The organism is Pseudomonas sp. PS02290 (genome assembly GCF_029960075.1).
GTDB lineage: Bacteria > Pseudomonadota > Gammaproteobacteria > Pseudomonadales > Pseudomonadaceae > Aquipseudomonas.
This window is the reverse complement of sequence record NZ_JASCOY010000065.1, coordinates 1-11,955: the sequence shown is the minus strand read 5'-3', so window position 1 is coordinate 11,955 and position 11,955 is coordinate 1. Positions and strand designations below refer to the sequence as shown.

At 61.5% G+C, this 11,955-nt stretch carries 8 protein-coding genes; 6 read left to right on the top strand and 2 right to left on the bottom strand.

Features of this window, described 5'->3' with window-relative positions; all coding sequences use genetic code 11:
• Window positions 1-138: 138 nt before the first annotated feature.
• Window positions 139-2,439, bottom strand: a complete 2,301-nt coding sequence (locus QMX88_RS21800) for a fatty acid cis/trans isomerase (RefSeq protein ID WP_282372311.1) — start codon at window positions 2,437-2,439, stop codon at window positions 139-141.
• 169 nt (window positions 2,440-2,608) lie between these two features.
• Here QMX88_RS21800 and metH point away from each other — a divergent pair, with 169 nt between their 5' ends.
• The 3 genes from metH to QMX88_RS21785 all read left to right on the top strand — a co-directional run bounded on the left by metH (window position 2,609) and on the right by QMX88_RS21785 (window position 9,055).
• Window positions 2,609-6,319 carry a methionine synthase gene (gene metH, locus QMX88_RS21795; protein ID WP_282372310.1) on the top strand — a complete coding sequence of 1,237 codons (3,711 nt, stop codon included), beginning with the start codon at window positions 2,609-2,611 and terminating at the stop codon, window positions 6,317-6,319.
• Between the two features lie 599 nt (window positions 6,320-6,918).
• Entirely contained in the window at window positions 6,919-8,577 is a 1,659-nt protein-coding gene (locus QMX88_RS21790; protein WP_282372309.1) for a nitrite/sulfite reductase, read from the top strand.
• On the top strand, window positions 8,561-9,055 hold the full coding sequence (locus QMX88_RS21785; protein ID WP_133771327.1) for a DUF934 domain-containing protein: 495 nt from the start codon (window positions 8,561-8,563) through the stop codon (window positions 9,053-9,055). Before QMX88_RS21790 ends, QMX88_RS21785 begins: the two co-directional genes overlap by 17 nt.
• Window positions 9,056-9,198: 143 nt before the next feature.
• Here QMX88_RS21785 and sohB read toward each other — a convergent pair whose 3' ends face one another.
• On the bottom strand, window positions 9,199-10,221 hold the full coding sequence (sohB, locus tag QMX88_RS21780) for a protease SohB (protein WP_282372308.1): 1,023 nt from the start codon (window positions 10,219-10,221) through the stop codon (window positions 9,199-9,201).
• Window positions 10,222-10,428: 207 nt separating this feature from the next.
• Between sohB and QMX88_RS21775 the strand changes: the two genes are divergently transcribed.
• The 3 genes from QMX88_RS21775 to QMX88_RS21765 form a co-directional block, all read left to right on the top strand.
• On the top strand, window positions 10,429-11,139 hold the full coding sequence (locus tag QMX88_RS21775; protein WP_282372307.1) for a histidine phosphatase family protein: 711 nt from the start codon (window positions 10,429-10,431) through the stop codon (window positions 11,137-11,139).
• Between the two features lie 57 nt (window positions 11,140-11,196).
• Window positions 11,197-11,511, top strand: coding sequence for an SCP2 sterol-binding domain-containing protein (locus QMX88_RS21770; protein ID WP_074887795.1), 315 nt, complete (start codon window positions 11,197-11,199; stop codon window positions 11,509-11,511).
• Between the two features lie 286 nt (window positions 11,512-11,797).
• Window positions 11,798-11,955, top strand: a 158-nt coding sequence (locus tag QMX88_RS21765) for a transposase (protein ID WP_336620242.1), incomplete at its 3' end; no start/stop codon positions are given.

The following is an 11,955-nucleotide window of genomic DNA, read 5'->3' as shown; positions in this document are numbered from 1 at the left end:
TTGCAAAAAGGTTCGGCGCCACTGACGGGCTGCATAATGGCTGCACGCCATGTCCAATAAGGGTTTCCCCGTTTGAAGCAGCGTCAGCCGGGCCGACGCCGAATGTGAAGATTCCTTAAATAACAGCGCCCCTGCGACTCACAGATTCTCGTACCGATTCATGTCCAGCACCCCTGCCTCGCGGGGTTCGGTTTCCTGAAGGTAGCGGTCCAGGTCGTGGAAGTAGGTCCAGAATAATGGATGGCTGCGGCGCACGCCCCAGCGCTGGACGATGGCGTCAAACGCCTGCTTGTGATCATGGGCCTGCTCCATCGCGTCAACAAACGCGCCGACCTCACTGGCCGGGATATTGAACATGAAATTCGGGTAGCTGCTCAGCACTCCCGGGTAGATCGTCAGCGTGTCCAGGCCCGGCTGGTAGCGGTAATCCTCACCCATCAGAAAGGCGACGTTACTGTGGGCGCGGTTGCGCAGCATGCTGTAAATGATGCGTTTGCCGCTGCCGTCCTGGATTCGCAGCATCGTCGCCTCCGGCAACTGGTGAATGACCTTCAGCCCCGCCGCAGGGCGCGAGGTTAGCCGGCTCAGGGTCTGCTCGACGTCGCTGAACACCGGGTCCAGTCCCTCACGCGAACAGTAGGCGCCGTCGCAGCGATTGATCGGGTCCGGCGTCACGTTCAAGGTGCCCGCACGCTCGATCAACTTGCGCTGGAAGTCACGCTTGGGGTTGTGCTCATCGAGCTTCAGGCCGGTCGGGGTGTGATCGTCGATGGCCTGATAATCCAGCCACATCTTCACTTTGCCGCCGTTCTGGTACCAGTCACCGAGGATGTCGTCACGCTTGTCCGCCGGCATCAGGCGCAGGAAATTGACCTCGGCGCCGTTGCGGATCAGGTCGAAATACAGACGCGTCTGCACCTGATGGGAAACGTTGCCGTAGACGTCGAAATTCACCGCCAGCTGGTAATAGGTGCGCTCCAGCAAGGGGTAGTCGAACAGCCAGACGCTGTTGGGAAGCGCGCCGATCAGGCCTTTGTTTACCGAGGCGCTGTCGAAGTGGCGGAAGATGGTCAGCAGCGCATTGTCGTTCCCCGCCCACAGGGTCGCCCATCCCGGCGGCGGCATGTGCGCGTAGGCATCGCTGCGCAGGTCTTCGTATTGATTGCGCTTGTCGCGGTAGTCGTGCCACAGGGTCAGGACACTGCCGATGTCATCGTCCTGCCCCGGCATCGCCAGCAACGGCGTGGCCTTGGCCCGATAGGCCGCATCGGTGATGTAACGGTCGTGGCCGGGCTCCTGGAACAGCGCCCAGAAATGATCGCGAATCACGTCCGTGGCGATCTCGCCCCGACACACCGGGCCGCGAATGAAGGTGCGCACGAAGTATTCGGCGTTATCCAGCATGAACTGGTAACGCGCGACGGCGGGGATCTGCTGGAACGTTTCAAACGGGTTGGCCCGATGCTGCGGACCATAGCCGGGCAGCTCGGTGGCATGCCAGGTCCCGCTGTAGAACAGTTGCTTGACCCGGGCCAGCTTCTGCGGGCCCATCGGGTAGGTGATGTGGGTCTTGTGGACGATAACGCCCTGCACCGGCATCAGGCGGTAATAGAAGGTGGTGCCAGGATCATCGTCGGGGCGGCGCGTGGCGATCAGGTCGACGGGTTGGCCGCTTGGCGTGCGCGAGCGCACCCACTGGAAGAAATGCCCCGGCTCGCCGTCGCTGAAATACACGTGGGCGAGAAACAGATGTTCGTACAGCCAGCGGCCGACCAGCGCTTCGCTCGATCCGGGACGATTGAGCAGGCTTTCCCATTCGTTGATCTGCACCGTTTCCCGCGCACTCGGTTGCAGCGGCGTCTGTTCCACCGGCGCCCCGGCTGCCAGCCAGCGTTGCAGCGTGCTGTATTGAGCGTCGGTGAGGCCGGTCACCGCCAGGGGCATGCCCTGCCCCGGACGCGCCTTGGCATAGGCGGCGAACTCGTTGGGCAACGGGCACATGTTCTGGCGATTCAAGCCCAGCACGATGTCGTCCGGCAGCCGCGCGTTGGGCACCAACGGCGCGCCGTGCCCGAACTCGAGCATCTTTGCCATCAGCGCCGCCTGATTGCTCTGCCCGTCCAGCACTGAATAAAAGCCTTTTTTGCGCCAGGCGTCAGGGCCCTGCGCGTCGACGAAAATCCGGGTGGGTGCGACCGCCTTGCTGCGGTCGCCTTCGTAAACCGGCACCTTCGATGCACCGCGCAGCACACCTTCGCCGCTGCCCAGGTTCAGCTGGCAGGCAGCGTCATTGCACGCATGGCAGGCAACGCACTTCTCGGTGAAGATCGGCTGGATATCACGGCTGTAGGAAATAGCCGGAGACTGAAGGGGTGACTGCGCGAACGCTGCACCGCAAAACAACAAGGCCAGGGAACTGGCGAGCACGCGATGCAACATGGAACGGGCGTCCTGAAAATGATTCGGCCGAATTCTACCTGTGGCTAATGGCCTGCAACATGAACAGAATTCATGTAAATCCCGGAATGATTTAAATCCGCGCAGGTTTGCTATTATTTCGCTCTTTTCAGCGCCACCTTATTTCGTACTTCTTCATCCGGGTAACCTCATGTCAGATCGCAGCGCGCGTCTTCAAGCACTCCAGCAGGCTCTTCAACAGCGAATCCTGATCCTCGATGGCGGCATGGGCACGATGATCCAGAGCTATCGGCTGGAGGAAGAAGACTACCGCGGCAAGCGTTTCGCCGACTGGCCGAGCGACGTCAAGGGCAATAACGACCTGTTGATCCTGACCCGGCCCGACGTGATTGGCGCGATCGAGAAGGAATACCTCGACGCCGGCGCCGACATTCTCGAAACCAACACCTTCAACGCCACCCAGGTGTCCCAGGCCGACTACGGCATGGAAGCGCTGGTCTATGAACTGAACGTGGAAGGCGCGCGCCTGGCCCGCCAGGTCGCCGACGCCAAGACCCTGGAAACCCCCGACAAGCCGCGTTTCGTCGCCGGCGTGCTCGGCCCGACCAGCCGCACCTGCTCGCTGTCGCCGGACGTCAACAACCCCGGCTACCGCAACGTGACCTTCGACGAACTGGTGGAGAACTACACCGAAGCCACAAAAGGCCTGATCGAAGGCGGTGCGGACATGATCCTCATCGAAACCATCTTCGACACCCTCAACGCCAAAGCGGCGATTTTCGCCGTTCAGGGTGTGTTCGACGAACTGGGCTTCGAGCTGCCGATCATGATTTCCGGCACCATCACCGACGCCTCGGGCCGCACCCTCTCCGGCCAGACCACCGAAGCGTTCTGGAACTCGGTGCGTCACGCCAAGCCGATCTCCGTGGGCCTCAACTGCGCGCTGGGCGCCAGCGAGCTGCGGCCGTATCTGGAAGAGCTGTCCAATAAAGCCGAAACCCACGTGTCGGCGCACCCGAACGCCGGCCTGCCCAACGAATTCGGTGAGTACGACGAAGCCCCGGCAGAGATGGCCAAAGTCGTGGAGGAGTTCGCCCAGAGCGGCTTCCTGAACATCGTCGGCGGTTGCTGCGGCACCACCCCGGCGCACATCAAGGCCATCGCCAACGCCGTCGCCCCGTACGCGCCGCGGCCGATTCCAGATATCCCGAAGGCCTGCCGCCTCTCGGGTCTGGAGCCGTTCACCATCGATCGCAGCTCGCTGTTCGTCAACGTCGGCGAGCGCACCAACATCACCGGCTCTGCCCGTTTTGCCCGCCTGATCCGCGAAGACAACTACACCGAAGCCCTGGAAGTCGCCCTGCAGCAGGTCGAAGCCGGCGCCCAGGTGATCGACATCAACATGGACGAGGGCATGCTGGACTCGAAGAAGGCCATGGTGACCTTCCTCAACCTGATTGCCGGCGAGCCTGATATTTCCCGCGTGCCGATCATGATCGACTCGTCGAAATGGGAAGTCATCGAAGCCGGCCTCAAGTGCATTCAGGGCAAGGGCATCGTCAACTCGATCAGCATGAAAGAAGGCGTCGAGCAGTTCATTCATCACGCCAAACTGTGCAAACGCTACGGCGCGGCGGTGGTGGTGATGGCCTTCGACGAAGCCGGCCAGGCCGACACCGAGGCGCGCAAGAAGGAAATCTGCAAGCGCTCCTACGACATTCTGGTCAACGAAGTCGGCTTCCCGCCGGAAGACATCATTTTCGACCCGAACATCTTCGCCATCGCCACCGGCATCGAGGAGCACAACAACTACGCCGTCGACTTCATCAACGCCTGCGCGTACATCCGCGACGAGCTGCCGTACGCGTTGACATCGGGCGGCGTGTCCAACGTGTCGTTCTCGTTCCGCGGCAACAACCCCGTGCGCGAAGCGATTCACTCGGTGTTCCTGCTGCACGCGATCCGCAACGGCCTGACCATGGGCATCGTCAACGCCGGCCAGCTGGAGATCTACGACCAGATCCCGGCCCAGCTGCGCGACGCGGTGGAAGACGTGGTGCTCAACCGCACCCCGGAAGGCACCGACGCCCTGCTGGCCCTCGCCGACCAGTACAAAGGCGACGGTTCGGTCAAGGAAGCGGAAACCGAAGAGTGGCGCGGCTGGGAGGTCAACGAGCGCCTCAAGCACGCGCTGGTCAAGGGCATCACCACGCACATCGTTGAAGACACCGAGCTGTCGCGGCAATCGTTCAAGCGCCCCATCGAGGTCATCGAGGGCCCGCTGATGGCTGGCATGAACGTGGTCGGCGACCTGTTCGGATCGGGCAAGATGTTCCTGCCCCAAGTGGTTAAATCCGCCCGCGTGATGAAGCAGGCCGTGGCGCACCTGATTCCTTTCATTGAAGAGGAGAAAGGCGACAAGCCCGAAGCCAAGGGCAAGATCCTCATGGCGACGGTCAAGGGCGACGTCCATGACATCGGCAAGAACATCGTCGGCGTGGTGCTGGGCTGCAACGGTTACGACATCGTCGACCTCGGCGTGATGGTGCCGGCCGAGAAAATCCTGCAGGTGGCCCGTGAGCAGAAGTGCGACATCATCGGGCTGTCCGGCTTGATCACGCCTTCCCTGGACGAAATGGTTCACGTCGCCCGCGAGATGCAGCGTCAGGACTTCCACCTGCCATTGATGATCGGCGGTGCGACCACCTCCAAAGCCCACACGGCGGTGAAGATCGAGCCCAAGTACAGCAACGACGCGGTGATCTACGTCACCGACGCTTCACGCGCCGTGGGCGTGGCGACGCAGCTGCTGTCCAAGGAGCTGAAAGCCGGTTTCATCGAGAAGACCCGCGCCGAATACGTTGAAGTGCGCGAGCGCACGTCTGCCCGCAGCGCCCGCACCGAGCGCCTGAGCTACGGCGCGGCGATCGCCAAGAAGCCGCAGTTCGACTGGGCGAGCTACCAGCCGGTGAAGCCGACGTTCACCGGGGTCAAGGTGCTGGAAGACATCGACCTGAACGTGCTGGTGGATTACATCGACTGGACGCCGTTCTTCATTTCATGGGACCTGGCCGGCAAGTACCCGCGCATTCTGACCGACGAAGTGGTGGGCGAAGCAGCCACCTCGCTGTTCAAGGACGCCCAGGAGCTGCTGCGCAAACTGATCGACGAGAAGTTGATCCGCAGCCGCGCCGTGTTCGGCTTCTGGCCGGCCAATCAGGTTGACCACGACGACATTCAATTGCTCGACGATAACGGCGCGCCACTGGCCAAGCTGCATCACCTGCGCCAGCAGATCATCAAGACCGACGGCAAGCCGAACTTCTCCCTGGCCGACTTCGTGGCGCCCCAGGGCAGCGGCGTGACCGATTACGTCGGTGGCTTCATTACCACCGCCGGCATTGGCGCGGAAGAGGTGTCGAAGGCGTACCAGGACAAAGGCGACGACTACAACGCGATCATGGTCAAGGCGCTGGCGGACCGGCTGGCCGAGGCCTGCGCCGAGTGGCTACACCAGCAGGTGCGCAAGGAATATTGGGGCTATGCCCACGACGAGCAGTTGGGCAACGACGAACTGATCAAGGAGCAATACACCGGCATCCGCCCTGCCCCCGGCTATCCGGCCTGCCCGGACCATACCGAGAAAGGCGTGCTGTTCGACCTCCTCGACCCGGCCCAGGGCGACGGCAAACCCGGGGTCAGCGGCGTGTTCCTCACCGAGCACTACGCGATGTTCCCGGCGGCGGCGGTCAGCGGCTGGTACTTCGCCCACCCGCAGGCCCAGTACTTTGCCGTGGGGAAAGTGGACAAGGATCAGGTGGAAAGCTACACGGCGCGCAAGCAGCAGGATCTGAGCGTGACCGAACGCTGGCTGGCGCCGAACCTGGGGTATGACGAGTAAGCGCGGCAGATGTGTTATTGGCCGACTTGATCGTTCAGGCATTACAGAACCTGTGGGAGCGAGCTTGCCCGCGAATCCGGCACTCCAGACGCTGAAATATTCAGCGGATTTGCCAGGCTCCATCGCGAGCAAGCTCGCTCCCACTGGCTGGAGGTCCTGGCTACTGGTGCGTCACCCAGAACACCGCCGCCCCCACCACCAGCACAATGATGAACAGAATGGCCCATGCATCCACATGGCTCTCGGATTTGGCAACTTTCGGGTGATTTCGCATTGCATCGCCTTTTGTCTGTTTTATGGGTGATCGCAAAACTCGCGGACTAGCGACGAGCGTCGTTGGCCATTCCCAGAGTAAAGTCGAGCTATGCCCTTATCACAAGTGAGGTTATGCCGGTCCGACGTGCTGCTTAGCACTTTTGGTTCTGTGCATATACTCAAACATCACTTTTGCGCATATCTACAAACTGGTAACCTCCCCCGGCTCCGCAAGGAGTGCGCGGCCGTGCGCGCAGATTTGTTCGGTAGCCCGAAAGCAGACGACAACGCATCGCCTTTCCGGCTGGCCCAGCAGCAGTGAACCGCCTGAGAACAGGACCACCATGTACGTATACGACGAGTACGATCAGCGGATCGTCGAGGACCGCGTCAAGCAGTTCCGCGACCAGACCCGCCGCTATCTGGCCGGCGAGCTCAGCGAAGAAGAGTTCCGCCCGCTTCGCCTGCAAAACGGCCTCTACATTCAACGCTTCGCCCCGATGCTGCGCGTCGCTGTGCCTTACGGCCAGCTGACTTCACGCCAGGCCCGCATGCTGGCGAAAATCGCCCGCGATTACGACAAGGGCTACGCGCACATCAGTACCCGCCAGAACGTGCAGTTCAACTGGCCGGCACTCGAAGACATCCCCGACATTCTCGCCGAGCTGGCCACCGTGCAGATGCACGCGATCCAGACCAGCGGCAACTGCCTGCGCAACGTCACCACGGACCAGTTCGCCGGCGTCGCCGCCGACGAACTGGTAGACCCGCGCCCCTGGTGTGAAATCGTCCGTCAGTGGACCACCTTCCACCCGGAATTCGCCTACCTGCCGCGCAAGTTCAAGATCGCGATCAACGGCTCGACCTCCGACCGTGCCGCCATCGAAGTGCACGACATCGGCCTGGAGCCGGTCAAGAATGCTGCCGGCGAGCTGGGCTTCCGCGTGCTGGTCGGCGGCGGCCTCGGCCGTACGCCGGTGGTGGGTGCGTTCATCAACGAGTTTCTGCCGTGGCAGGACCTGTTGAGCTACCTCGACGCCATCCTGCGTGTGTACAACCGCTACGGCCGTCGTGACAACAAGTACAAGGCGCGCATCAAGATTCTGGTCAAGGCACTGACGCCTGAAGTGTTCGCCGAGAAGGTGGAGGCCGAGATGGCCCACCTGCGCGGCGGCCAGACCACCCTGACCGAGGCCGAAGTGCATCGCGTCGCCAAGCACTTCGTCGACCCGGACTACAAGGCGCTGACCGATTACAGCGCCGAACTGGCTCAGCTGGATCAACAGCACCCCGGTTTCGCCCGCTGGCGCTCGCGCAACGTCCTGGCCCATAAAAAGCCGGGCTACGCAGCAGTGACCTTGTCGTTGAAACCCACTGGCGTCGCGCCGGGCGACCTCACCGACAAGCAACTGGACGGCATCGCCGACCTCGCCGACACCTACAGCTTCGGTCAACTGCGTACGTCCCACGAGCAGAACATCATCCTGGCCGACGTCGAGCAGAGCCAACTGTTCACGATGTGGGGCGAACTGCGCGAGCAAGGCTTCGCGACGCCGAACATTGGTCTGCTGACGGACATCATCTGCTGCCCGGGTGGCGACTTCTGCTCCCTGGCCAACGCCAAGTCGATCCCGATTGCCGAGTCGATCCAGCGCCGTTTCGACGACCTTGATTACCTGTTCGACATCGGCGAGCTGGACCTGAACATCTCCGGATGCATGAACGCCTGTGGCCACCACCACGTCGGCCACATCGGCATTCTCGGCGTGGACAAGAAAGGCGAAGAGTTCTACCAGGTGTCCCTGGGTGGCAGCGCCAGCCGTGACGCCAGCCTGGGCAAGATCCTTGGGCCGTCGTTCGCACAGGACGTCATGCCGGATGTGATCGAGAAGCTGATCGACGTCTACGTTGAGAAACGCAACGAAGACGAGCGCTTCATCGACACCTACCAGCGTATTGGCATCGACCCTTTCAAGGAGCGCGTCTATGCAGCGAATCATTAAGAACAACGCGGTCATCGACGAGACCTGGCACCTGCTGCCCAAGGACACGACGTTCGACAGCCTGTCCAACTGCGACGACCTGATCGTGCCGCTGAACCTGTGGCGCGAGCATGCCCATGCGTTGAAGGCCCGCGACGGCGGTCTGGGTGTCTGGCTGGACAGCGACGAGGAAGCCGAGGAAATCGGTGACGACGCGGATCAGTTCCAGGTCATCGCCCTGAACTTCCCGGCCTTCACCGACGGCCGCAGCTACTCCAACGCCCGCCTGTTGCGTGACCGCTACGGTTACAAGGGCGAGCTGCGGGCGATTGGCGATGTGTTGCGCGATCAGTTGTTTTACCTGCACCGCTGCGGGTTCGATGCGTTCGCGATTCGTGCCGACAAAGACCCGTACGAAGCGCTGGAAGGGTTGAAGGACTTTTCCGTGACGTATCAGGCTGCCACTGATGAGCCGCTGCCGCTGTTCCGGCGGCGTTGATCCGAGACGGATCAATATCCAACAAAAAGCCCCGGTTTCGTGAGAAACCGGGGCTTTTTAATTCAGCTGGGTCATGGTGCAGACGCCGTCAACCTTGCGGTGTGGCGTCCGACGTCTTCCCGGCTAAAGCCGGTCCTACGAAATCACCAGAATCGCTGCTGCGTCAGCTTGCCCCACCACCCTGTCACCAACCGGTCAACCGACGTGCTAGCGGCGATGCCTACCCGCTGCTGCAGGCTTTTGCGCTCGGCATATTGAAGGTGGAACACCTCGGCGGTCTTGGCCTTCTCCGACAGGTATTCATCGCTGGTCTTTAGCTCATCCACCAGCAGTTTGTCCTTGGCCGCGATGCCCAGCCAGATCTCGCCGGTGGCGACTTCGTCGATCTGCAACTGCGGGCGGTAGCTGGCGACGAAGTTCTTGAACAGCTCGTGGGTGATGTCCAGGTCCTCCTGAAACTTCTCACGGCCCTTCTCGGTGTTCTCGCCAAACACCGTTAGGGTGCGCTTGTACTCGCCGGCGGTCAGCACCTCGAAATCGATGTCGTGCTTTTTCAGCAGCCGATTGACGTTGGGCAGTTGGGCAACCACACCAATCGACCCCAGAATCGCGAACGGCGCACTGATGATCCGGGTGCCGATGCACGCCATCATGTAGCCGCCGCTGGCCGCGACCTTGTCGATGCAGATGGTCAGCGGAATGCCCGCCTGACGAATCCGCGCCAGTTGCGACGACGCCAGGCCATAGCTGTGGACCATGCCGCCGCCGCTTTCGAGGCGCAGCACCACTTCATCCTTGGGCGTGGCGAGGGTCAGCAGCGCGGTGATCTCGTTGCGCATGTTCTCGGTGGCCGAGGCCTTGATGTCGCCATCGAAGTCCAGCACGTAGACCCGAGACTTGACCTCGGTGGACTTCTTGTCCTTCTTCAGCTCCTTGGCCTGAGCCTTGCGCAGCGCCTTGAGCCGGGCCTTGTCCAGCAGCGAGCCTTCAAGGCGATCACGCAGCCCTTTGTAGAAATCATTGAGCTTGGTGACATGCAGCTGGCCTCCTGCGCTGCGACGCCCGCGACCGCGCATCGAACCGATGACCACCAGCACCACAATGATCGCGATCACGATGGTGACGGTCTTTGCCAGGAAACTGGCGTAATCGAAAATGAACTCCACAGAAACTCCTTACCGGTACAGCAGATCCTCGGCAGAGGATCGCGAGTGGGGCCAAGCATACCGGCGCGCCGGTGGCCGGGCCAGTGACGAGACGGGTGAATACGGGACAGATCGGCCAATTCAAACGAGCGTATGTTTTTTCATTGACAGACCGCGGGCCGTCCTCATAACCTCCCAGCACTTTCAACGTGCCAGGGTGACGCGGTCGTGGGCAGCATCTATCTCATACGACATGGCCAGGCCTCGTTTGGTGCGGACGATTACGACGTCCTGTCGCCCACCGGTTTTCGTCAGTCGGAAATCCTCGGCGCGCACCTGGCGCAGCTGGGCCTGACCTTCGATCGCTGCATCAGCGGCGCCCTGTTCCGCCAGCGCCACACGGCCGACACCGTGATCGCCCAGCTCAATGCCGCCGGCCTCGCTACACCCGAACTCGAAACCGACATCGCCTTCAATGAATTCAACGCAGAAGGCGTGATCCGCGCGCTGCTCCCCGCGATGCTGGATGAAGAACCCGAAGCCTTCGAGATCATGCGTGACGCGGCCAATAACCGCGCCGAGTTCCAGCGCCTGTTTGCCGCGATCATTCGCCGCTGGCTGGTGGGCGATCACGACGCCGCCGCGCTGCAGAGCTGGCAGGCCTTCGTCGAGCAGGTTGAAGCGGGCCTGAGCGGCATTCTCGACAGTGCCGGGCCGAGTGATCGCATTGCTGTGTTCACCTCGGGCGGCACCATCACTGCCCTGCTCCATCTGATCACGCAAATGCCGGCCACCCAGGCCTTCGAACTCAACTGGCACATCGTCAACACCTCGCTCAATCTCCTGAAGTTTCGTGAGCGCGAGGTGACCCTGGCTTCCTTCAACAGTTACGCGCACCTGCAACTGATGAAGGCGCCGGAGCTCATCACTTACCGCTGAGCCCGGCCAATCGCACTCGCAAAGTGCTCGTCATCACTCATATAAAAGGATCACACCATGAGCTCCGTAGAAAACGCCGTCCAAGCCATGAAAGCCAAGTTCAACCCAGCCGCTGCTGCGGGCCTGGACCTGGTGTTCGGTTTCCGCATCGACGAAACCAAGAACTTCTCCCTGATCGTCAAGGACAGCACCTGCGAATTGCAGGAAGGCGAAAACCCGGATGCGCAGGTCACCCTGGTGATGGACGGCGAAACCCTGGAAGGCATCGTCAGCGGCGAGACCGACGGCATGCAGGCGTTCATGGGCGGTAAACTGCGCGCTGAAGGCGACATGATGCTGGCGATGAAACTGAGCGAGCTGTTCCCTTCCTGAGAACGCCTTGCCTTTTCGAATGAACCGAAGCTGCCCGGCTTCGGTTTTTTTTCGTCCGGACTGTGCTTGCGAAGAGAGGAACGGCGACTGAGTATTCAGCAGCTGGAAGGCCGTCTTCGTGAGCAAGCTCACTCCCACAGGGACCGTGTTTACTGTACGAAAGCGTGGCGCCTGGCCGCGCGCATATTCTGCGTAGCACGAGACACTGTGGGAGCGAGCTTGAACTGGCCTAATGATTTTGGACATCTCAATCGGGCGCTAAGATGGCGCCCAAATCGGAGGTGTTATGGGCATGCGTACTTCTTACTCGAACGAATTCAAACTCAAAGCAGCGGCAATGGTGCTGGACGAGGGCCAATCAGTCCCTGAAGTCTGCGACAACCTCAGCATTGGCCGAACCGCGCTGCGTCGCTGGGTCGAACAAGTGCGTGCGGAGCGCCAAGG